18 protein-coding genes are annotated in these 24,491 nt (G+C 32.5%); 16 read left to right on the plus strand and 2 right to left on the minus strand.

What is annotated here, in order from left to right:
- Nucleotides 1–11: 11 nt before the first annotated feature.
- From NU08_RS10575 to NU08_RS10620, 10 genes are all read left to right on the plus strand, one after another.
- Nucleotides 12–3,737, plus strand: coding sequence for a SusC/RagA family TonB-linked outer membrane protein (locus tag NU08_RS10575; protein ID WP_129747087.1), 3,726 nt, complete (start codon nucleotides 12–14; stop codon nucleotides 3,735–3,737).
- Nucleotides 3,738–3,748: 11 nt separating this feature from the next.
- Nucleotides 3,749–5,227, plus strand: a complete 1,479-nt coding sequence (locus NU08_RS10580; RefSeq protein ID WP_129747088.1) for a RagB/SusD family nutrient uptake outer membrane protein — start codon at nucleotides 3,749–3,751, stop codon at nucleotides 5,225–5,227.
- A 17-nt stretch (nucleotides 5,228–5,244) separates the two neighbouring features.
- Nucleotides 5,245–6,102, plus strand: coding sequence for a putative zinc-binding metallopeptidase (locus NU08_RS10585; protein WP_129747089.1), 858 nt, complete (start codon nucleotides 5,245–5,247; stop codon nucleotides 6,100–6,102).
- 16 nt (nucleotides 6,103–6,118) lie between these two features.
- The gene (locus NU08_RS10590; protein ID WP_317126355.1) at nucleotides 6,119–7,459 is read left to right on the plus strand and encodes a DUF4302 domain-containing protein; all 1,341 of its coding nucleotides are present in this window, start codon (nucleotides 6,119–6,121) and stop codon (nucleotides 7,457–7,459) included.
- 559 nt (nucleotides 7,460–8,018) lie between these two features.
- The gene (locus tag NU08_RS10595; protein WP_129747091.1) at nucleotides 8,019–8,210 is read left to right on the plus strand and encodes a hypothetical protein; all 192 of its coding nucleotides are present in this window, start codon (nucleotides 8,019–8,021) and stop codon (nucleotides 8,208–8,210) included.
- Nucleotides 8,211–8,406: 196 nt separating this feature from the next.
- Entirely contained in the window at nucleotides 8,407–9,153 is a 747-nt protein-coding gene (fabG, locus tag NU08_RS10600) for a 3-oxoacyl-[acyl-carrier-protein] reductase (RefSeq protein WP_008464066.1), read from the plus strand.
- Nucleotides 9,154–9,260: 107 nt separating this feature from the next.
- Nucleotides 9,261–11,288 (plus strand): hypothetical protein, encoded by a 2,028-nt coding sequence (locus NU08_RS10605; protein ID WP_129747092.1) that lies wholly within the window; start codon nucleotides 9,261–9,263, stop codon nucleotides 11,286–11,288.
- A 28-nt stretch (nucleotides 11,289–11,316) separates the two neighbouring features.
- Nucleotides 11,317–12,105, plus strand: a complete 789-nt coding sequence (locus NU08_RS10610; RefSeq protein ID WP_129747093.1) for a hypothetical protein — start codon at nucleotides 11,317–11,319, stop codon at nucleotides 12,103–12,105.
- An 11-nt stretch (nucleotides 12,106–12,116) separates the two neighbouring features.
- On the plus strand, nucleotides 12,117–13,013 hold the full coding sequence (locus NU08_RS10615; protein WP_129747094.1) for a LysR family transcriptional regulator: 897 nt from the start codon (nucleotides 12,117–12,119) through the stop codon (nucleotides 13,011–13,013).
- Nucleotides 13,014–13,088: 75 nt separating this feature from the next.
- The gene (locus tag NU08_RS10620; RefSeq protein WP_129747095.1) at nucleotides 13,089–14,054 is read left to right on the plus strand and encodes a YeiH family protein; all 966 of its coding nucleotides are present in this window, start codon (nucleotides 13,089–13,091) and stop codon (nucleotides 14,052–14,054) included.
- A gap of 59 nt (nucleotides 14,055–14,113) precedes the next feature.
- Here the strand turns inward: NU08_RS10620 and NU08_RS10625 are convergent, their stop codons facing one another.
- Nucleotides 14,114–15,064 carry a hypothetical protein gene (locus NU08_RS10625; protein ID WP_129747096.1) on the minus strand — a complete coding sequence of 317 codons (951 nt, stop codon included), beginning with the start codon at nucleotides 15,062–15,064 and terminating at the stop codon, nucleotides 14,114–14,116.
- Between the two features lie 176 nt (nucleotides 15,065–15,240).
- On the opposite strand from NU08_RS10625, the gene NU08_RS10630 reads away from it, so the two are divergent.
- Nucleotides 15,241–16,239, plus strand: a complete 999-nt coding sequence (locus NU08_RS10630) for a zinc dependent phospholipase C family protein (protein ID WP_129747097.1) — start codon at nucleotides 15,241–15,243, stop codon at nucleotides 16,237–16,239.
- Between the two features lie 134 nt (nucleotides 16,240–16,373).
- Here the strand turns inward: NU08_RS10630 and NU08_RS10635 are convergent, their stop codons facing one another.
- Nucleotides 16,374–18,509, minus strand: coding sequence for an LTA synthase family protein (locus tag NU08_RS10635; protein WP_129747098.1), 2,136 nt, complete (start codon nucleotides 18,507–18,509; stop codon nucleotides 16,374–16,376).
- Between the two features lie 199 nt (nucleotides 18,510–18,708).
- Between NU08_RS10635 and NU08_RS10640 the strand changes: the two genes are divergently transcribed.
- The 5 genes from NU08_RS10640 to hisC all read left to right on the plus strand — a co-directional run bounded on the left by NU08_RS10640 (nucleotide 18,709) and on the right by hisC (nucleotide 24,475).
- Nucleotides 18,709–19,371: a response regulator transcription factor gene (locus tag NU08_RS10640; protein ID WP_129747099.1), complete on the plus strand. Its 663-nt coding sequence runs from the start codon at nucleotides 18,709–18,711 to the stop codon at nucleotides 19,369–19,371.
- 3 nt (nucleotides 19,372–19,374) lie between these two features.
- Nucleotides 19,375–20,781, plus strand: a complete 1,407-nt coding sequence (locus NU08_RS10645; RefSeq protein WP_129747100.1) for a sensor histidine kinase — start codon at nucleotides 19,375–19,377, stop codon at nucleotides 20,779–20,781.
- A gap of 307 nt (nucleotides 20,782–21,088) precedes the next feature.
- Entirely contained in the window at nucleotides 21,089–21,946 is an 858-nt protein-coding gene (gene hisG, locus NU08_RS10650) for an ATP phosphoribosyltransferase (RefSeq protein WP_129747101.1), read from the plus strand.
- A gap of 105 nt (nucleotides 21,947–22,051) precedes the next feature.
- Nucleotides 22,052–23,335, plus strand: coding sequence for a histidinol dehydrogenase (gene hisD, locus NU08_RS10655; protein ID WP_129747102.1), 1,284 nt, complete (start codon nucleotides 22,052–22,054; stop codon nucleotides 23,333–23,335).
- Nucleotides 23,336–23,425: 90 nt separating this feature from the next.
- Nucleotides 23,426–24,475, plus strand: a complete 1,050-nt coding sequence (hisC, locus tag NU08_RS10660) for a histidinol-phosphate transaminase (RefSeq protein ID WP_129747103.1) — start codon at nucleotides 23,426–23,428, stop codon at nucleotides 24,473–24,475.
- Nucleotides 24,476–24,491 lie beyond the last annotated feature (16 nt).

A 24,491-nucleotide genomic window follows, 5' to 3' on the forward strand; every position in this document is an offset into this window, starting at 1 on the left:
AAACCAAAATTATGAAAAAACCTGTTGTCAAGCAACGATTACTTCACCAAATCATGAAAATAACGCTGTTTCAGTTTGTGTTAGCGCTTGTATTTTCAAGCGTTACCCTCGCAAATAATGTAAATGGGCAGAAAAAATTAGATACTAAAGTAACTATTACAGTTGATAACCTAACTTTAGACAATGCTTTATCTAAAATCGAGAAATCTGCTCATGTAAAATTTTCCTATAACTCAAGACTTCCTCAACTTGGAGAGAAAGTAAGTATAGAAGCAAATCAAGAAACTCTGTCTAGTATTTTGAGCAGAATATTGGTTCCTTTTAATATTACTTTTTCTGAAGTGAGTAACCAGATTGTATTGCAAAAGAATTCTGCAAGTTCGTTTTCTTATGCAAATAATCATGATGCCTTATTTGAAGTTTTAGCTTTTGGTCCAATCATTAAAGGAAAAGTTACAGATCAGAGTGGTTCGCCTCTTCCTGGTGCTACCGTAATGGCAAAAGGAACAAAAACTGCTGTTTTAACAGATTTTGATGGAAACTTTTCTATTGAAATGCCTGCTAATGTAGATCGTTTGGTTATTTCTTATGTAGGAATGGAAACAAAAGAAATTGGAATTAGTAATCCCAATCCAACAATTGTTTTGACAGAGGCAGGGCAAAATCTTAAAGAGGTTGTCGTTACAACAGGTTACGAGAAAACTTCAAAAAGAACATTCACTGGAGCGATCAGTAAAATTTCTGGCACTGAATTAAAAGTTGACGGTGTGGTTGATGTAAGCCGAATGATCGAAGGAAAAGCAGCGGGGGTTACAGTACAAAATGTTACAGGAACTTTTGGTACGGCACCTAAAATTACAGTTCGTGGTTCTTCTTCAATTTTTGGAGATACAAAGCCATTATGGGTTATCGATGGTGTTGTTCAAGAAGATATTATTAATATGTCATTTGCAGATTTAGCATCTGGAAATTCGGAGACTTTATTAAGCTCATCTGTAGCTGGTTTAAGTGCAAATGATATTCAAAGTATTGAGATTCTTAAAGATGCATCGGCTACTTCGATTTATGGTTCGAGATCATTAAATGGAGTTGTGGTTGTAACAACAAAACAAGGACGTAGAGATTCTCCATTAAAAATTTCTTATGGACTAGAACAAACGGTTAGGACAGTTCCGAATTATAGCCAGTTTGATATTTTAAATTCTCAAGAGTCCATGAGTATTTTTAAAGAAATGGAAGCTAAAGGTTATTTAGATTTGCCTTCTACAGTTAACGGAAGATATGGCGGCGCATATAACATTTTAGGAAGAGCAATAAATACATATAATACAGAAACAGGAACTTATTTAGTTAATAATGATCCAGTAAGCCGTAACAATTTCTTAAAAAAATACGAGCAGGCAAATACAGATTGGTTCAATGTATTATTTAGACCTTCAATTACACAAAACCACTCTTTAAGCTTTTCTGGTGGAGGAAAAAACAATACTTTTTATGCATCATTGGGTTACTATACAGATCCAGGATGGACTATTGCCGATGATGTTAAACAAATCTCTAGTAATATAAAAGGGACATTCTACGTAAATGACAAGTTGAACATCACATTATCTACATTAGCGTCTATTAGAGATCAAGGTGCTCCAGGAAGTTATGAAAGCGAAAAAGATGTCGTTTTTGGTAAAGTAACTCGTGACTTTGATATTAACCCATTTAATTATGTTTTAAATACAAGTAGAACTTTACGCCCTTATGACGAGAATGGTAATTTAGAGTACTACAGAAATAACTGGGCCAGAATGAATATAATAAACGAATTAGCTAATAATTTCATGGAAATTGAAGTGAAAGATATTCGTTTTCAATTGGATTTAGATTACAAGATTAATCCGCACTTGACTTATAATTTAACGGGTTCTGCTCGTTATGCAAACACAAGCCGTGAGCATAAAATCTTAGAAGGTTCAAACGTTGTTGGAGCCTACAGAGCAGGAACAGCAATTGGTGAAGATGGAGTAAATACTCTTGTAAGAGATCAAAACATATTTTTATACCAAGACCCTAATGATTTAACGGCTCCAAAAGAATCTGTATTGCCAAACGGAGGATTCCTAAGAAAATTTACCAATGACATGACTTCTTATAATTTAAGAAACAGTGTTAGTTACAGAAATATATTCAGCGAAAAACATGAGGTAGAAGGTTTATTTGGAACTGAAATGAGAGTGGTGGATAGAACCAGCGATCAATTTACTGCAGCAGGATTACAATACGATAGAGGTTTAACAGCTTTTACAGATCCACGAATTATTGAAAAAATAATTAATGCGGGGGATTCGTATTATGGATTTAATGAAGAAAAAGAAAGAACTGTAGGTTTCTTTGGTAAAGTAGGTTATACTTATGATCGTCGTTATACAGCTTCTCTTACAGGGCGTTATGATGGATCTAACCGACAAGGAAATAGTGATTCATCACGATGGCTGCCAACGTATACTGTTAGTGGAAAATGGAATGTTGCCGAAGAAAGCTTCATGAAAGATGTTTCATCAATCAATACATTAGCAGTAAGAGCATCGTATGGTTTAACAGCAACTGCTGGACCGGCAACAAACTCTTTGGCTATTTACAAAAGTGCTATTACAGACCGTTTTGGACTTGACGACAGAGAGTCTGGAATTCGTATTGAAGAATTGCAGAACGGAAACTTAACTTGGGAAAAACAATACGAAACAAATATCGGGCTTGATCTTGGAATGTTCAATAACAGACTTCAATTAACAACAGATGTTTATCGTCGTAAAGCTTTTGATTTGGTTGATTACGTAATTACATCTGGAATTGGAGGTCAGAGAATCAGACAAGGTAATAATGCCGACATGGAGACTAAAGGTTGGGAGGTTGGAATTACAAGTAAAAACATTAATGGTAAGGACTTTAAATGGTCAACAAACCTTAATTTTTCTATTTACCACCAAGAAATTACAAAATTGCAAAATACGCCAACCGCATTTGATTTAATTGATGCAAACGGAGGTAATACAGTTGGACATCCTAGAAATTCATTGTATTCTTATCAGTTTACAGGTTTAAACAATCAAGGTCTTCCAACATTCAAATTGCAAGATGGAGCCGAAAACAATATTACTGACGCCAATTTTCAGGATAATTTAAATGTTACAAAATATTTAAAGTATGAGGGATCAATTGAGCCAAATAAATCAATTGGTTTAGCAAACACATTCACATATAAAAACTGGTCTTTATATGTATTCATTGTAGGTTCAGGAGGAAATAAAGTTCGTTTAAACCCTGTTTATGATAGTACTTATGACGACTTGACAGTATTTACAAAAGATTTTACAAACAGATGGATTAATCCAGGTGATGAAAATTACACAAATGTGCCAGTTATCGCAGACAAACGCCTGAATGCCAATTATGGTGGTGAGCGTACTTTGGCAAGAGCTTATAATACCTACAATTATTCAGATGTTCGCATTGCAGATGGAGATTTTATCAGATTGAAAAATATATCATTAAGCTGGGAATTCCCAAGTGATTTCAAGAAAAAAATTGGAGTGAGCACTTTTACATTAAAAGGTTCGGCAGTAAATCCTTGGTTAATTTATTCTGATAAAAGATTAAATGGGCAAGATCCTGAGTTTCGTAATTCTGGAGGGGTTGCTTTACCAGTAACATCTCAATACACATTTACTTTAAACCTTTCATTATAATAGTCAAGATCATGAAAAACTTAAAAATAGCATTATCCCTAATAATACTGATTTGTATTACTAGCTGTGATGATTTCTTATCAGAGAAACCAGATAATAGAACAGAAATTGATACACCAGAGAAAATTAAAGAATTATTAGTAGAAGCTTATCCTCAAATGAGTTATTTTGAGATTGCTGAAACTATGTCTGATAATGTTTTTGATAGTGGATTAGCTACAACATTAGTAAGAAACGAGCAGAACTACAATTGGGAAATTAATACAGAAGCAACTGATATTGATACTCAAGCGTATTATTGGGATGCTTGTTATAAAGCAATCGCACACGCAAACAAAGCACTAGAAGCAATAGAAGAACTAGGTAGTCCAGCAAGTTTAAATCCACAAAAAGGTGAAGCATTGATGGCTAGAGCTTATTCTCATTATATGCTAGTTTCATTATGGTCAAAACGTTACAATCCAGCAACTGCCGATTCTGATTTAGGAGTTCCTTATGTGACAAAACCAGAAACAGAGCTAATGGTAAAATACAAAAGGAATACAGTTGCTGAAGTTTTCGCTTTTATTGAAAAAGACATCGAAGAAGGTTTGAAATATGTGACAAACGATTATAAAGAACCAAAATTTCATTTTAATATAGCAGCCTCAAAAGCTTTTGCGAGTAGATTTTATTTAGTAAAAGGAAACTGGGATAAAGTAATTGAGTTGTCTAATGATTTAGGATCAAGACCAATAGGGAAGTTAAGAGATTTTTCTACTTACGAATCTATTGGTGTAGAAGACCAACAATTAAAATACGGAGCAAGTGATGTTGAAACCAATTTATTAATCGTTTCAGCAAACACTATTGTAGGAAGATTATATTCTTTAAACCGCTTTAATTTATCAGGTTTACGTCGTCCAGAAATTTTTGGGGGTACAACAAATCTTTTTAATAAAGCGTATTATTATAATTTCTATTCTTCAAACGGTAGTATTACATTGTTTCTTCCTAAGTTTTATGAATACTTTAAGTATTCTAATGTAACTGCAGGAATTGGAGATCCTTATGTTGCTGAAGTTTTGCTAAGCAATGATGAGTTTTTCTTGAACAGAATTGAAGCTCACGTTATGAAAGGAGAAATAGATACAGCTACCGAAGAATTGGAGTATTTCTTGGCAACAAGAACTCCGACATATAACCCAACAACAGATCGATTGACTGAGGCTAAAGTAGTGGCAAAATTTCCTGTAATTGCAGATGAGTATACTCCATTTTACAGTATGACGCCTGTGCAGACTTCTTATGTAAAAGCAATTGCAGAAACAAGAAGAAGAGATTTTATACACGAAGGACTTAGATGGTTTGATATTAAACGTTTTAACATTGTAGTAAAACATGAGACATCAAACAAGCCGGCTAACATATTAGTAAAAGACGACAACAGAAGAGCTTTGCAGATTCCGTTGCACGCTTCAAGCACTGGCTTAGAACTAAATCCTAGATAATCTTAAAAATGAAAATTATGAAATTATTAAAATATAATAAAATTGCGGTTTTAGCACTAGTTTCAATAACGCTGTTTTCATGTGGAAGTGATGACCTTCCAGGAGAAAGCCAGTTAGACTTTACGCAGCCAGAAAAAACAAGTTTAGATAACTGGATTGATGTTACGTATTTAAACCCATACAATATTAACGTACAATATAAATGGAATCAAAACACTGTAGATAATAGTCGTTATTTATTCCCGCCCGAAGTTGATAAAGTAAAACCTGCACTTGAAATCGTAGAAACAATATGGCTAAAAAGTTATGCAGCAATCGGAGGTCCAGACTTTGTAAAGAAGATTGCTCCAAGAGAAATTGTATTGGTCGGTGGAGTTAATTTAAATAGTGTTGGAACAAAAACTTTAGGTTTAGCCGAAGGAGGGCAGAGAGTTACTTTATTTGAAACAGATTATATCGATAAAGCAGACCGTGAAAACGTATCGCAGTTTATACACACGATTCAGCACGAGTATATCCATATTTTAAATCAAAATAAACCTTTTGATGAAAAAACTTGGAAAACGTTGACACCAGGAGGTTACACAGCAGATTGGTACAATTATGAAATCGAAGAATCTAATGAGCTTGGATTTATTACAAGTTATGCAAGATCTAATATTAATGAAGATTTTGCAGAAACAGCTGCAATGATTCTAATTTACACAAAAGATGAATATGCTGCATTTTTAGCTGGCATTCAGAGTCCATTTGCTCTTCAAGCTTTAAAAGCAAAAGAAGCGATTGTGGTAAAATATTTCAAAGAAGCATTCAATATGGATTTTTATGCTTTAAGAGATGAAGCAGAAAAGAATACAACATCTGTACTAAATTAAAATTAGCATTATGAAAATGAAACAACTATATAAGTATTTATTTGCAGCTATTTTAATACTGCAATTGACTGCATGTAATAATAATACAGATGCAGAACAACTTTTTAATGAAACACCGACAGCGCGTTTAAACCAGCAAAAGTCTGAGTTGAATGATGCATTACTTTCATCGCAATACGGATGGAAAGCGGTTTATTTTACAGACAATACAGTTTTAGGAGGATATACTCATTTGTTTAGGTTCGCAGAAGATGGAACTGTACAAATGGCTTCTGATTTTGATGCTGATACAAAAACGTATAAAAGTGAGTATGCAATTCAAGTAGGAAGTACAGTAAGTTTGACTTTTACGACAAAAAATAGAATTCACCTTTTATCAGATTCAGACAACTATCCAATTCCAGCTTTAAGAGCGAAAGGGTATTTAGGGGATTTTCAGTTCTTATATTATGGACAAGAAAATGGAGAAATCATTTTCAGAACCAATAGAAATAACAGAGAACTGCGTTTTGTAAAAGCAACTGCAGAAGATTGGCTGAATTTAGATCAAAATCTTGTAATGGAGCAAAATGTTATTGGAGGTGAAGAAAGACCGCTTTTTAGATTACTGGAAACCAATGATGGAACAACCGTTCATAAATTTGATTTTTCATTTACAGCGGCTACCCGTTTTGCCAATTCAAATTCTATTGAGAGCGGTTATTCTGTAAGTTATAACATGGGAGTTGGTTATACTCCAACAGGAATAATTGTAAGTCCAGCAGTTGAAGTAGGCGGACAAAAGTTGTCGGATTTTACATATAATGATGCCGACGGAAGTTTTACAGCAACAGGAACAGGCGGTGTATCTGCTGTAATTAAATATACAACTAAGCCTTTAGTTCTTACAGACGATTATAAATTCTTGCTTCCTGGCCAGCCATTGGCATGGTTTGGATTCTTTGTAGACGATTATACTATAGATTCTCCTGCGAATTCACCATTGTTCTATGCTGAGTTAGAAAAAGTAAATGCAGCTTTACCAGCAGGACAAAGCATTGCATCAATCCAAATATATGCAAATCATTCTATTGGAACTTTTATTTATTACACTTTTGTTGGAAGAAATCCATTGCAACATCATGTGACTGTCCAAGAAGATGCAGTAGGTAAAAAAGCAATCTTAAAACATAAATCATGGAACGGAAATACTACTGTAGCAACACCAGCTTTCTTAGCGAGTATAGATAAATATTTTATGGATCCTGAAGGGCTTTACGTAAAAGCAGAAAGTTTCAGATTGTTCTATTCTGATCCTGTTTACACTTTTACAAGTGCGTCAAGTCCGTTTAGAATGACAACTTGGAAACTTCAATAATATAAAAAAAAGCAGCTCATTCTTTGAGCTGCTTTTCCCAACATAATTTCTGAAGCAAAATAGTATCACTTTAAAATTTCTGAATATTATGATTAAAAGAATACTTTCACCAGCAACTATTGCAATACTGTTTTGGGGAACAGGTTTACTTATTATAAATGGATATTATTATGAGTATTTAAGGCCTTATTTGTACGTTTCCATACTGTTAATTATTCCAGTAACGATATGGAGTCTAATTCAAAAGAGAAAAAATGATAAAATTAGTGGAACGAAAGAATTTCAACATGCTATTTATAGAATGTTAATTATGTCAATAGTCATGATTGTAATATTTTTTGTAACGAAACAAAATCACATTTAAACTTTTTTAGTTTTGTTTTTTATTTTGGGGGGAAACAGCTCATTTTATGAGCTGTTTTTTATTTTTTTAAGTTAAAACTTTCTTTTTAAACATGTATTGCGTTTATTTTCTTATATTTAGACGAAATATTAAAATGTCTGAAAACTCAACAGACAAAAAAGGATTGAGTTAGCAAAAATCAAAAAACTAATTATTATGTTAAAATCAATTTTAAATTTTAAAGGAGTAGAGATTTTGAATCGCGATGAGCAAAGAAGTATTAAAGCTGGAGAATTTTTTTGGGATTGCCAAACAGGAGAAGGTGGTGTAATGACGCCGCCGTATATTGCACCATGTATTGATCAGCCTGTTGAAATCATTCCTGTTCCAGAGTTTGATTTGCCATAATCAATATAATTAGATTAAAAAAAACGTTTCAAATTTCGAAATGGTTTTTTACTTTCGGAAAACAGCTCATAAAATGAGCTGTTTTTTTTGTTTTAGTAGCATCTGAAATTCTTAAGCCATTTTTTGGATTACAAATTTTATTAAATGCTCAAATAATCTATATTTGTAATTCAAAAAATAAAACGAATACCTTAATATGAAATTACTAGAAGGAAAAGTTGCAATTATTACTGGTGCAAGCCGTGGAATTGGAAAAGGAATTGCTGAAGTTTTTGCTAAACATGGAGCAAATGTTGCTTTTACATATAGCTCATCTGCAGCATCTGCAGAAGCTTTAGAAGCAGAATTAAATAGTTTAGGCGTTAAAGCAAAAGGATACCAATCTAATGCAGCAGATTTTAACGAAGCTCAAACTTTTGTTGACGCTGTTTTAGCAGATTTTGGAACTGTAGATATCTTAATCAATAATGCTGGAATTACAAAAGACAACCTTTTAATGCGTATGTCTGAGGCAGATTTTGACCAAGTAATTGATGTAAACTTGAAATCGGTTTTCAATATGACAAAAGCGATTCAGAAAACTTTCTTGAAACAAAGAGCTGGATCTATCATTAACATTAGTTCTGTTGTTGGAGTTTCTGGAAACGCAGGTCAGACAAACTACGCAGCATCTAAAGCTGGTGCAATCGGATTTACTAAATCTGTAGCTCTTGAGTTAGGTTCTCGTAACATTCGTTGCAATGCAATCGCTCCAGGTTTTATCGAAACTGAAATGACTGCAAAATTATCGGAAGATGTAGTAAAAGGATGGAGAGAAGGTATTCCGTTGAAACGCGGTGGAACTCCAGAAGACGTGGCAAACGCTTGTCTTTTCTTAGCTTCTGATATGAGTGCTTATGTAACAGGACAAGTTCTTAATGTTTGTGGAGGAATGCTTACCTAAGATTCTAAGTTGCTAAGATTCTGAGGTACTAAGTTTTTAAGCTGACTCAGGAAAGATCACAATTTTTAATCTGCTTACTGCAAACTGATACTGAATACTAAATAAATATGACGACAAACACGATTCTTTTATTATTGCTTTCTTTAGTAATTGCTGGTGGTTTATCGTACTTTCAATATTTTTTCAAAGCCAAAAGTAAATCTAATGTGATTATACTTTTGGCTTTTTTACGTTTTCTAGCCATTTTCGGATTATTGGTTTTATTGATTAATCCGATAATTTCTAAAAATTCTTTAGAGGTTACCAAAACGCCTTTGGCAATTGTTGTCGACAATTCAAGCTCAATCGTAGCTTTAAAATCTGATAAAAAAGCGGTTGAATTATATCAAAAACTAGTTTCAAATCCTGCTTTAAAAGAAAAATTCGAAATTCAGTCGTATCAGTTTGATAACGATTTTAAAACTTCAGATAAATTTGATTTTAAAGGAAATCAAACCAATTTGGACGAAGCAGCAAAGAATTTAAAAAGTATCAACAAAAATCTGATTTTCCCAACGGTAATTATTACAGACGGAAATCAAACTACAGGAAACGACTATGTGTATAGATTTGATCCTGTCAATAAAGTTTATCCTTTGGTTGTGGGAGATACAACCACTTTTTTTGATTTAAAGATTAATCAATTGAACGTAAACAAATACGCGTTTCATAAAAATAAATTTCCTGTCGAAGTTTTTCTGCAATATGCTGGTGATAAAACCACCAATGCAGAATTTACCATTTCGCAAGGAAATACTGTTGTGGCAAAAGAAAAACTTTCGTTTTCACCATCAAAGAAAACAGCTTCTTTAAATTTGCTTCTTCCTGCAGATAAAGTAGGATTACAGATTTATAAAGCCAGTATTCAATCTTCGGCTAAAGAAAAAAATAGCTACAACAATATCAAAAATTTTGCAGTTGAAATTATTGATCAGAAGTCTACAATTGCTATTGTTTCTGCAATAAATCATCCAGATATTGCTTCTTTAAAACGTTCGATTGAAGTTAATGCACAACGTAAAGTAATATTGGCTAAACCAAATCAAATCAATGATTTACAAGATATTTCTGTTTTGGTTTTATATCAGCCAACAACAGCTTTCAAGCCGATATTTGATAATAATAAATTAAAAGGCACAAACACCTTTATTATAACAGGAAACAATACTGATTTTAATTTTTTAAATCAGCAGCAAAATAATCTGATTTTTAAAATGAGCAATCAGCGAGAAGATTTCCTTAGCGAATTCCATTCAGATTTTAATTTGTTTGCCATCGACGATATAGGTTTTGAGAATTTTCCGCCTTTACAAAATCCGTTTGGAAATATCAGCACAAATGGAAATGTATCTGTTTTGCTTTCATCAAAAATTAGAAACGTTTCTACAAATGCTCCATTATTAGCTTTCGCCGAAAATCAAGGAAAAAGAACTGCTTTTCTTCTTGGAGAAAATAGCTGGAAATGGCGTTTGCAAAGTCATGTTGACAATCAGTCATTTGAAAAGTATGATGTTTTTATTGATAAAATCATTCAATATTTGGCGTCATCGGCTTCAAAAAAATCTTTGGTAGTAACTCATGAAAGCTTTTATAATTCGGGAGAAGAAATTATCATCAACGCGCAGTATTTCAACAAAAATTATGAGTTTGACGAAAAAGCCAGACTTACAATCAGCGTGGTAAATGCAGCAACCAAACAAACTAAAAATTACGATTTACTAAAAGGAAGCAATTCTTTTTCGGCTAATTTGGAAGGGCTTCCAGCTGGAAAATATAACTTTACAGTAAAAGAATTAAATTCAAATACTTCATACGCAAGTCATTTTGAGATTTTAGATTTTGATATCGAAAAACAATTTGTAAATCCAGATGTAGCTAAATTGCAGCAATTGGCACAGCAAACTGGAGGAAAAGTGTTCTTCGAAGATCAAGCAGATCAATTGATTAATACGCTTTTAGAAAACAAAGAATATAAATCAATTGAAAAAAATATTTCAAGTAAAACTCCAATTATTGACTGGGTTTGGTTATTGATTTTGATTGCAGCTCTCTTAACAACGGAATGGTTTGTTAGGAAATATAATGGGCTTTTGTAGTTTTTAGTTTAAACTAACTTTTATAATTATGTCTAATTTTTCCGCAAATAATAATCAGAAAGATGATGTTGTTTTTAATAAATTTCAAAAACAACTAGAAAGAAATGGATTAAGAATTGAGTCAATTGATGCGGATGGGTTCATTTATGTCAATATCGGAGAAACTGATCTGAAAGTTAGTTTAGAGAATGTTAGACGAAATTACGAAAGAGATTTTGATGAAAGACATATTGCTGATTTAGTAGAAGTAATTGTGCAGCATTCATTTAAAATTGAAGATTGGGAACAAGTAAAAGACAAAATATATTTGCAGTTTGTTCCAAATGACTTTGAGTTTGAAAATATTATAAATGAAAAGGTAACTAGTGAATTTAGTAAAGTTTTTGCATTAAATCTTAATAATGGTTTTTCGTTTATAACTAATGACGATTTATCAGATTGGAAAATAGACGTTACAGATTTAGAAAAACAAGCAGATTTTAATTTAGGGATTCTATTAGATAAAGTAAAGATAGAATTTGAAGATATAGACAATCATAAACTAGGAATGATTAATGTTGAAGAAGTGTCACTTAAAAGTTCTTGTCTTTTTTCTTCTAAGATAAAAAATCTAGTTGAAAATAATATTGGTTTTCCTTTTTATGCTGTAATTCCGGTAAGTGATTTTTGTTATATTTTTGCTGAAAAAGATTTTGAATATTTTTCGCAACGCCTTGGTTCTGTAGTTCTTGATGAATATAATAACTCTGGATATCCGATTACAACAGAAATTTTAAGATTTTCAGATACAGGTGTTGAAGCAATTGGAAAATATTAAATAGAGAAATCATGGACTTTCGGTTAAAAGTTTTCTACACTGTTGCACTCCGCCTTAATTTTACTAAAGCGGCAACAGAATTGTATATTACTCAGCCGGCAGTTTCTAAACATATTCAAGAATTAGAAGAAACATACAAAACCAAACTTTTTGAGCGAAACGGTTCTAAAATCGCTTTAACCCCAGCGGGAAAAATACTTCTAAAGTATACTAAAAGTATTTTTGATATTTATCGAGAAATAGATTTTGAAATGAGCTCATTTAATGCGGAACGCCAAGGCTTGCTGAGACTTGGAGCGAGTACTACCATTTCACAATATATTATTTCTCCAGTTTTAGCTAGTTTTCATCAAAAGCAAAAAGATATAAAAGTCAATCTGCTAAATGGAAATACAGAACAAATCGAAAATGCTTTAATCAATAAAGAAATCGAGATTGGAATTGTAGAAGGGCATTCTAAAAATCAATCCATAAAATATATTCCGTTTTTAAAAGACGAACTGGTTTTGGTCTGCAATAGCAATAATCCTTTTGTCAAACAAAATGAAATTTCGGTAAGCGATTTAAAATCAATGAAATTTATAACTCGAGAACGCGGATCAGGAACACTTGAAGTTATAGAATTTGCCTTAAAAAAAGCGGGTTTAAAATTTTCAGATTTACAAATCGAAATGCAGCTCGGAAGTACAGAAAGCATAAAATCATATTTGCTAAATTCGGATTGCTTTGCTTTTATGTCTATTCATGCAGTGAATAAAGAATTGAAAAACAAAGAATTGATTGTTTTAGATGTGGAGAAATTATCTGTAGAAAGATATTTTTACATTGCCACTTTACAAGGAAAATCAGATTCATTATCAGAACTGTTTATTCAAAATTTAGCAAATCATTATAACTTGAAGTTATAGCCGATTGTAATTTACGATTGGTGTTTTCAATATAAACGGCGGAACTTTGCGACATAATATCAATACCCATTTATTTTGAAAACAAAAGAACAAACCACAGCACAATTATTTGAAATTAATCAATCTTTACAGCAAGTGCTTTTTCTTGCCGTAATTCTACTATGTTTATTCTCGATTATTTCTCCGCCAATTGCACTTTTGTTAGGCGTTTTGATTGTGAATCTTTTCGGAAATCCATTTGCAGAATTCAATCATAAAGCCATTACATTTTTATTGCAGTTCTCTGTAGTTGGTTTAGGATTCGGAATGAACGCCAACAGCGCAGTTTCAGCTGGAAAAGAGGGATTTGTCTTAACTGTTTTTTCAATATTCAGTACATTGCTTTTCGGATTTTTGTTAGGGAAATGGCTTAAAACAGAGAAAAAAACATCGCACTTAATCTCTTGCGGAACAGCAATCTGCGGAGGAAGCGCTATCGCAGCGATTTCACCTGTAATCAAATCAAACGAAAATCAGACTTCAATTGCTTTAGGAGTTATTTTTATACTGAATTCAATTGCCTTATTTGTTTTTCCGTTTATCGGACATCAATTGGGTTTATCACAAAAAGATTTTGGTTTATGGTGTGCCATTGCCATTCATGACACGAGTTCTGTAGTAGGTGCGGCAAATAAATATGGTGCAGAAGCCTTGCAAGTTGCTACAACTGTAAAACTAGCCAGAGCATTATGGATTATTCCCATTTCAATCCTAACCGCTTTCCTTTTTAAGAGTAAGAATTCAAAAATAAAAATTCCTTATTTTATTGGATTGTTTGTTTTGGCGATGCTAGTAAATACCTACGTTCCTTCTACAGCCATTTTTACTGGACATATTGTAGGAATTGCTAAAATAGGTTTGACCATAACTTTGTTTTTAATTGGAGCAACTTTAAATTTTGCCACTTTAAAAACAGTAGGAGTAAAGCCTTTACTTCAAGGGGTTTTTCTTTGGGTTTTTATAGCCGTTTTAGCTTTGTTTTCAATTCTTTATTTGGGTTAATATTTTTTAACCGCAAAGAGCGCAAAGAATTACGCAAAGTTCGCAAAGTTTTTTTGCTATTATTTTACATTGGAGAATTTTACAATTGGTTTGTCAATCATTTTGTAAAATTTTCCTTTGAAAGCATAACGTCTTTCAATCTCAAAATTAAATGATTTTTTCGTTTTCGCCATTATTGCAATTTCTTCAGGAACATTTGTTTCAAATTCGTCTTGTGCTTTTAAAGCTTTATTAAATGTTCCTGTTGTTTTTATGATAATATCTCTAAAATGTTTTTTGGTGTTATCATTTACAACCGTATAAGTTCCAGACCATTTTACGCTTTCAACATTGGTAAGCTGATAATTATCAACTTCCATTATAGGCTGATATTTTCCGTCAAAACCAGCAACCAGATACAGCCAGCCTTCAAAAGGTCCGCCCGCGCCACCATTAACATGCAATAAGGTAAAAGCAAATTGATCCTCTCCAATTTCAACCAATTTTGGAGTTGGGCATTGCGCAAAAGCACCAAATGCAGCAACTGCAGGCTGAAAAGATCTCATATACCAAGAATTGCCATTTTTTGCAAACTTAGCCAAACCTAACAATCCTCCAGAAAAACGTCCTGTCTGAAGTCCGTCTTCATCATGAACAGAATGATTAAAAGCTAATATTTTAAATTGATTTCCTTTTGAATCAGAATAGTCAATATTAGCTAAAAGTCTTGTTGCAACACCTTCAGAATATGGAAACAATTGATCGCCTTCAACACCGTTTACGTCCAAAAAAGGTGAAGGTTTGCAAGATTTGCATTTCCAGCTTATAAAAGTATTTTTATCTGAAAGATGATATAGATTACCAGGAAACAATTTTTGAATTGTTTTTATGCCGTCAAAAGGTTCAGAAACTTTAAGAGTCCGTTTGGTGTTTAATATAGTATCTGTAACGTTTTTAAGCTGTAAATCAGTTTCTTGAGCAAAGCAGAATGAAGAGGTTAGCAGGAAGAAGCTTAAGGTAATTTGGCGCATAAAAATATATTTAAATTATGAAAACAAATATATAAAGAAATTTATTGTTAATACGGGCTTCTTGTCGATTTTAAGCCGTAAAATATCAAAATGCTAAATTATGAGAATCTTAATAACAGTATTTTTTGCGTATTCTTTAATTAAAGCTAAATTTGCTCCCTCTAATAAAAAAACAAATGAAGAAAATCCAAATGAGACCAAAACTAATCGCTTTCGGAGCTTTAATTATTGGGTTTATTATGCTGTCATGGGGAAATGTTGGCCATGAGCGTATTAACAAAGCAGCTGTAATGGCTTTACCAAAACAATTACAGATCTTTTTTTACAACCACATTGATTTTATTACGCAAGAAGCTTCGGTTCCAGATATCCGTAAGTATGCTTTAAATTATAAAGAAGAAGGCCCAAGGCATTATTTCGACATGGAAAACTTTGGAGCCGCTGACACATATCCACAGACATTAGAAGAAGCAAAACAAAAATATGATGCCAAATTTTTAAGCGATAACGGAATTTTACCTTGGTATATCGAGGATATGATGGCAAAATTGACTAAAGCTTTTAAAGAGAAAAATAGAGCTGAAATCTTATTTCTTGCTGCAGATTTAGGTCATTATATTGGCGATGCGCACATGCCTTTGCATACTTCTAAAAATCACGACGGACAATTGACTGATCAAAAAGGAATTCATTCGCTTTGGGAAAGCAGATTGCCGGAATTATTCGTTAAAAATTACAAATTAAATGTTCCAGAAGCTCAGTATTATACTGATGTTCATAAAGCGATTTGGGATATGATCAATGATACGCACAGCTTTGCGCAGCCTTTATTGGATATTGATAAAAAGCTAAGAACAGCAACTCCTGAAAACAAAGTTTTTGAAATGGATGCTGATGGTAAGATCGCTAAAACAAAATACAATACTTCTAAGTTTTCTGATGAATATGCTACAAAATTGCATGCAGAATTAAACGGAATGGTAGAAAGCCAAATGAGAAAAGCAATTGCTGCAACAGCAAGTTTTTGGTATACAGCTTGGGTAAATGCAGGAAAACCAGATTTAAGTGATTTAGATTCGCCAGCTGTTACTCAAAGAAACTACCAATTTTTACAGGATGATTTAAAATTGTACCAGAAAGGAAATTTATTCGGAATGAAAAATCAAAATGATTAATTTTTGTTTGAAGTTTTCAAGTTTCAAGTTGAACTGAAAATTATAAAAAGCCTCAGATTCTTTACGAATTTGAGGCTTTTATAATTTAACAAACCCTAACAGATTTTTTTAACCTTTTGGATTATTTTAAAATTTTAACGAACTTTTGCATATAATTTTTTATTCTTATCTGCCAAATCTTTAAACTGATATTCTTTCTCTTTCAAAACATACGATGCTGATTGATAGTAAGAAATGGTTTCGTCAAGCAATTCCTTGTTCTCAGTTTTCAGTGGAATTTCATCGTAATGAATTTGAAATTCAGGAGCAATGCCAGTTTTCTCATTAAGTTTCAGCTGAAACTGTTTTATCTGTTGTTTTGGAGATAAAATCGTCAAGACATTGTCTTTTATTAAACCTAAGTCCTGATAAGTTGCTATAAAGGCTCGTGGCTGATAATCTGGTTGAAATACATCTTGTCCAAAGAATTTGCTTTCATAATCAAAATTTAAAAGCCCAAATAATGTTGGCATAATATCAATCTGTGACATTAATTTGGTATATTTTTCAGGCTTCATTTCTGGCGTATAAATCAAAGCTGGAATTCTGTATTTGTCTAACGGAAGTTCTGTTTTTCCTGCACTCGAAGCACAATGATCGGCTACAATTACAAATACTGTATTCTTAAACCAAGGCTGTTTTTCAGCTTGTTTAAAGAATTGTTTAAGAGCATAATCGGTATATTTTACACCTCCATCACGAGATTTGATGTTTCCAGGAATATCTATTTTATTGTTAGGATAAGTAAAAGGTCTGTGATTACTTACAGTCATAATATGATTGAAGAAAGGCTTGTTTTGTTTTGCTTCATCATTCATAACTTTAATTGCTTTATTGTACATGTCTTCGTCGCAAACTCCCCATACGTTTGAAAAAGTGATTTCGTTTTCTGCGAAACTTGATTTGTCTATAATTTGATAGCCATTTCCGGTAAAGAAATCCTGCATGTTGTCAAAAAATGCATCTCCGCCGTACATGAATTTTACATTATAGCCTTTTTGAAGAAAAACAGATCCTGTTGAGAATTTATTTTTGTTGTCTTCTCTTTTTACAACACTTTCTCCAGCGGTTGGAGGCAGGCATAAAGTTACGGCTTCAAGACCACGTACTGTTCGGTTTCCTGCAGCATATAAATTCGTAAAAAGCAAGCTTTTTTGTGCCAAACTGTCTAGGAAAGGTGTGATGTTCTGCTCATTTCCATACATTTTCATAAAGTCAGCACTTAAACTTTCGATTGTTATTAAAACAACATTTTTACGTTGTTCCAAAGAATCTTCTTTTATTTTTCGCAATGTATTTGTCCCTGCAATATTTGGAAGTTCTTGCTTTAATATAGCAAATGCTTTTTCGTTCGGAATTGTTTTGTAGAATTTAAAATAATCCAATTTGTTATTCTGAAACGCCAGATAGAATTTGTAAATACCGTTTGATTGCAGTTCATTAACAAATACATTTTTAGAATTTTCTGTTTTAGCCAATTGAGGAGTGGCTAGTAAAGAAATAACAAATAGAACAGCATATAAGGCTGTAATTTGTAATTTTTCATTAAAGCTAGGAATCTCATCTATGTAATTTTTAGATCTTTTAATGATGAAATAAGTAATAATTCCTGTAATGATAAACAAAGCAGAAAATATAGGAATTACAGGATACGACTGCATAATGTTTCCAATGACTTCATTGGTGTAAATCAGGTAATTAACTGCAATGAAATTGTATTTTGCTCCAAATTCGTTCCAAAAGAAAAATTCGCTGATTGCGTTTTGAAGAATCAGTAAAACATATAGAAAAATCACAAAAGCAAAAAGCCAAAATCTGATTTTATCTCTGTGCTTTGGAAGGAAAAGGAAAAGAGAAAACAAAAGTGTTTTTAAAGAAACAAAAATCAAAACGATTTTTGGCAAAGCGCCACCGTATTCATCAAAAATGCTTTTTCCAGAAGCTACGTAAATTAAAAGTGCTAGAAAACCTGCGAGTATAATATATCCGTAAGGTTTATTGTATTTTGAGTTTGAAATAAAAATGAGATAAAGCCATAAGAAAACCGACGCTAACACGAATACAAAAAAGTCTGACAGTAAACCTAGCGAGAATATTTTTAAGCTCTCTGCAAAGGTAAACGAACTCTGGGTAATGGGATGAAAAAGCAATACCAGTCTAAGTGTAAAACTTACTATAAAGTACAGTAAGGCAAGATTGTAGAAAGGCGAAAGTTTTTTGTAAAAATTCATCGGATTTATTTTTTTACAAAATTAATTTCCAATGATTAACACCAGATTAAGTTCAACTTTTACCTTACTTAACATTAACTTAAAGTTTGCTTAAGATACTGGTTTTCTTTATTTATTGATATGTCGGACTATTTCTGAGAGGTAAATTATCTATCTTTGAATTGAAAAAATGAAATTCAAATTTAATCAGATACGATAAATGCATATTTTAATAGTTGAAGACGAAGTAGGAATTGTTCAATTTCTAAAACAAGGTTTGCAAGAAGAAGGCTATCAAATTACTACTGCTGCTGACGGTTCCAAAGGATTTGAATTGGTCCGGGAGCAAAAATTTGACTTAATTCTTTTAGACTGGATGTTGCCAAAGATTAACGGTTTGGATTTGTGCAAAGCTATCCGAATTAAAGACCAAAGCACGCCAATCATTTTTTTGACTGCAAAAGACACAGTTCAGGAAACTATTGAAGGTTTAAAAGCGGGCGCCAACGATTATATCAAAAAGCCTTTTAGTTTTGAAGAATTAGTAGAGCGAATTAAAGTCCACTTTAGAAATAAAAAGCAAACTGAAAACTTAACTCTCGGAAACATTACGATGGACCTATCCAGACATATTGTTTTGAAAGCAGAGGAAGAAATTTCGTTAACTCAACGCGAATTTGAATTATTGGCTTATCTAATTCAGCATAAAGGAAAAGTCTGCACTAGAAATCAAATTTTAAGGGACGTTTGGGAAATTAACTTTGAGTACGATACAGGTGTTATAGACGTGTTTATGAATGCCATTCGAAAAAAACTGAACCTTAAAATCGAAGAAGATTATATCAAAACCATCCGAGGCATTGGATATATTGCCAATGATTAACAAATGACATCGTTATCTTTTAAAGACAGAATTGCATTAAATTATATTGTAGGAACCGGACTGTTGGTTTTAGCGGTCTTTTCTGCTATTTATTTTATTGTAAAACTTACGGTTTATAACCATATTGACGAAAACTTGAATATTGAAATTCAAGATCATTTGAAAGAACTGAGAATTGAGAAAGGTAAAGTTATCTTTATGGATGCTGAAGAATGGGAAGAAAGAGAACATAATTCAGTAGATGTAAATCCTATTTTTGTTCAGTTTTTGAATGTGAACAAACAAATCATTGAAAAATCACCTAATCTAAAGAATGAAAAACTCGTTTTTCACGGAAAAAAAGATCATTTTCATCCTTTTGACACTAAATTATTAGGTAATAAAATTCGTCAGATTCAGGTTCCGCTTCATGTGCAATCCAAGAAAGTTGGTTATCTGATTATCGCCATGTCACTTTCAGATTCTTCAAAAGTTTTGGATAATCTAATGGATGCTTTATTGATAACATTTCCCATCATTTTGCTGATTTTGTTTTTCTTAGCTAGATTTTATGCAGGAAGAAGCATCAAGCCAATAAATAATATCATTCAAACCTCAAAAGTTATTACTAAAGATAATCTTAAAGCGCGAATTCCGTTGCCAAAAACAAGAGACGAATTGTTTACGCTTTCTAAGACCATTAATAATTTATTGAACCGAATTGAAGATGCAATTGAACGTGAAAAACAGTTTACATCTGATGCTTCACATGAGTTAAGAACGCCCCTTACAGTTATTAAAGGAACACTTGAAGTACTCATTCGTAAACCTCGTGACAATAAAGAATACGAAGAAAAAATTAATTATTGCATCAGTGAAGTTGATCACTTGAATTCGCTTGTTGATCAGTTGCTTATGATGGCTCGTTTTGAGAATCAAAAACAGAATATTCTTAAAGAAAATATCTACTTAAATGCTGTAATTTTAGATGTGCTGAAATTAAATACAGAGAAAATTAAACTGGGAGGAATAAATGTAATTTTAGATGCACCAGAAGAATTTTATATTTATTCGGATACTTATTTAACAGTAACAATTCTTCGAAATATCATTTCAAATGCAGTGAAATATTCAAAATCTAATAGTGAAATCCGCATTTCTTTATCTAGAGAAAATCATAAAATTATCTGCAATATTTTAGATCAGGGAATCGGAATTGCAAAGAAAGATCTTGAGTCAATTTTAAATCCGTTTTTTCGATCAGACTCGCTCAATCATTCAGAAATTAAAGGGACTGGGCTTGGTTTGTTTATTGTAAAAAGAATGACCGATCTGCTTCATATTAAGTTTAAAATTGAAAGTGAAATTGGAAAAGGAACCCAAGTTTTATTGGTTTTTGAAGAATATGATAATTCGTTAAAGCAATTTTAAAATTATTAAGCAAAATGTGCTTCAAAACGATTTTTAACAATAAACTATCGTTAAGTTAAAATAAAAATTGCTTTTTAATTATTTTATCTAGTATATTTGCAACCGAATCAAAGAAGTAAAAAAACAAAACAAATCATGAATTCAATTCAATTACATCATCATCATTTACATTATTGCTCTCAAGCGATGTGTTAATGGTATGCGTGTAAATCATCATATTTTAAAACCCGTTTGAGTACATCAAACGGGTTTTTTAATTCAAGCTCTCTTTGTACTCAAACTATTAATTCAACAAACAACTAAAAAAATGAGTACTTTAAAAATTGCAATTCAAAAATCTGGGCGTTTAAACGAAGACAGCATTCAAATTCTAAAAGACTGCGGTATTTCAATCAACAACGGAATAGACCAGTTAAAAGCCGAAGCTTCAAATTTTCCTCTTGAAGTTTTATATCTTAGAAATTCAGATATTCCTCAATATTTAATCGATGGAGTGGTAGATTTAGCTATAGTTGGCGATAATCTTTTGGTAGAAAAAGGAAAAGGAATCGAAGTGGTTCAGAAATTAGGATTCTCAAAATGTAAAGTTTCTGTAGCAGTTCCTAAAACCTTCGAATACAATTCGGTACAAGATTTAGCTAATCTTCGTATTGCTACCTCTTATCCAAATACAGTTACCGAATATTTTAATAAATTTGGTATAAATGTAGATATTCACCAAATATCTGGTTCTGTGGAAATTGCGCCAAATATTGGTCTTGCAGATGCGATTGTAGATATTGTTTCAAGCGGAAGCACTTTATTCAAAAACAACTTAAAAGAAGTTGAAGTTATTTTGAAAAGTGAAGCAGTTTTAGCAGTTTCTCCAAAAGTTTCTCCAGAAATACAGAAACACATTGACACTTTAAAATTCAGAATTCAAGCGGTTTTAAGAGCTAGAAATTCAAAATATATTCTAATGAACGTTCCAAATGACAAAATTGAAGCAGTTGGAAAAATTCTTCCAGTTTTAAGAAGTTTAACTGTTCTTCCGTTGGCGCAAGAAGGCTGGAGCAGCGTTCACTCTGTAATTGACAAAGATACTTTTTGGGATGTAATAGATCAGTTAAAAGAAGTAGGAGCAGAAGGAATTCTAGTTTGCCCAATTGAGAAAATGGTACTATAAAAAAGAATTTTCAATTTTTAAATCCCAAATTCCAAGCTTAGCGTTGATCTTTAAAGAATTGGAATTTGGAATTTTAGAAGTTTGGAATTTAATATCGAAAATATTATGAATAAAATAGATAATCCAAAACCAGAAATCTGGTCAGAAATATTAAAAAGACCGACTAAAACTGTAGATGATATAGAACTTACGGTAAAAGAAATCTTCAAAGAAGTTCAAAGAAAAGGAGATGAAGCTGTTGCAAAATACACTTCGATTTTTGACGGAATTTCTCAAGACAATTATGAAGTTTCGCAAGCAGAAATTGATGAAGCAATTAGTTTGATTCCGAACGAGCTGAAAGAAGCTATTGAATTAGCGAAAGACAATATTTATAAATTTCACAATGCTCAAAAAACAGATCGTGTTTCTGTTGAAACTATAGAAGGTGTAAACTGTTGGCAGGAAAAAAGACCAATTCAAAAAATCGGTTTGTATATTCCTGGAGGAACAGCGCCTTTGTTTTCGACTGTTTTAATGTTGGCTGTGCCTGCTGAAATTGCGGGTTGCAAAGAAATTGTGTTGTGTTCTCCGCCGGATAAAAAAGGAAAAATTAATCCGGCAATTTTGTATGCTGCAAATTTATGTGGTGTCACTAAGATTCTAAAGGTTGGCGGAATCCAAGCTATTGCAGGAATGACTTTTGGAACACAATCAATTCCTAAAGTATATAAAATCTTCGGCCCAGGAAATCAATTTGTGACTGTGGCTAAACAGTTGGCAACTCAATTTGGTGTTGCAATTGATATGCCTGCAGGGCCTTCAGAACTGTTAATTGTTGCTGATGATACAGCGGTTCCAGCTTTTGTAGCGTCAGATTTATTATCTCAAGCAGAACACGGAACTGACAGTCAGGTAATTTTAGTTTCGACTTCAAAAAAGCTAATTTCAGAAGTAGAAAAAGAAGTTCAGTCACAATTGGAAGTGCTTCCAAGAAAAGCTATAGCAGAAAAAGCAATTGAAAATTCAAAATTGATTTATGTCGAAAATGATCAGATTGCTTTAGATTTAATCAATGAATATGGCCCAGAACACTTTATAATCTGCTCAGAATACGATGATTTCTATTGCAACGGAATTGTAAATGCAGGTTCTGTCTTCATCGGAAATTATACGCCTGAAAGTGCTGGGGATTACGCTTCAGGAACCAATCACACATTGCCAACAAATGGTTATGCGAAGAATTACAGCGGTGTAAATCTAGACAGTTTTATGAAATCAATGACATTTCAGAAAATTTCAGAAAAAGGAATTCAAAACATTGGGAAAGCGATAGAATTGATGGCTGAAGCCGAAGGGTTACAAGCGCATAAAAATGCTGTGACGCTGAGATTAAAGAGTTTAGAATAAGAAAAAGAAAAGAAGCAAGAAGAAAGATATTGAGTGGGTAAGATAAGAAGTCTTTTCTCTTGTTTCTAATAGTCCAAAAAACAACAACAAATGAACATATTCGATATAAATACAATTACACGTGAAAACGTAAAATCTTTAAAACCCTATTCTTCTGCGAGAGATGAGTTTGAAGATTTTGATACAGCCGAAATGATTTTTTTGGATGCCAATGAAAATCCGTATCAAAATGGAGTGAATCGTTATCCAGATCCACAGCAGAATTCGGTTAAAGCGATTTTGGCCAAGAATAATTTAGTAAAGCAAAGTCAGATTTTGTTAGGAAACGGAAGTGATGAAGTTTTAGATTTGCTTTTTAGAGCTTTCTGCGAACCTAACAAAGACAATATTATTTCGCTTCCTCCGACATATGGAATGTATGGAGTTTTGGCAAATATCAATGCAGTAGAAAATAGAGAAGTTTTGCTTTCAACTGATTTTCAGCCACAAGTAGAAAAGATTCTAGAAGCCGTTGACGAAAACACGAAAATCATCTTTTTATGTTCTCCGAACAATCCAACGGGAAATTCTTTCTCAGATGAAAGTGTTGTGAAATTACTTCAAAACTTCAAAGGTTTGGTTGTAATTGATGAAGCTTATATTGATTTTTCAGATAAAGAAAGCTGGCTGACAGAAATCGACGAATATCCGAATTTAGTGATTACTCAAACTCTTTCCAAAGCGTATGGTTTGGCTGGAATACGTTTAGGAATTTGCTACGCTTCTGAAGAAGTGATTTCAATTCTAAACAAAATCAAACCGCCTTATAATGTAAACGAACTTACGCAGCAAAGAGCTAAAGAGCGTTTAAAAGATTCTGATAAAATTAAACAAGAAATTGTTTCTATTATTGAGCAAAGAGAAGAATTGCTTAAAGTATTGCTTGAAGTAAATTTTGTTGAGAAAGTATATCCAACAGAAGCCAATTTTATCTTGGCAAAAGTAGATGACGCTAACAAAAGATACGACCAGTTAATTGAAAAAGGAATCGTTATCCGCAATAGAACAACACAACCTTTATGTGAAAATTGTCTTCGTTTTACCATTGGAACAAAGGAAGAAAATGCTGTTGTAATTAGAGAATTGAAATTATTGAATTAGAAATTATTAGCCACAG

The sequence above is a fragment of the Flavobacterium anhuiense genome (assembly GCF_004151235.1).
GTDB lineage: Bacteria > Bacteroidota > Bacteroidia > Flavobacteriales > Flavobacteriaceae > Flavobacterium > Flavobacterium anhuiense_A.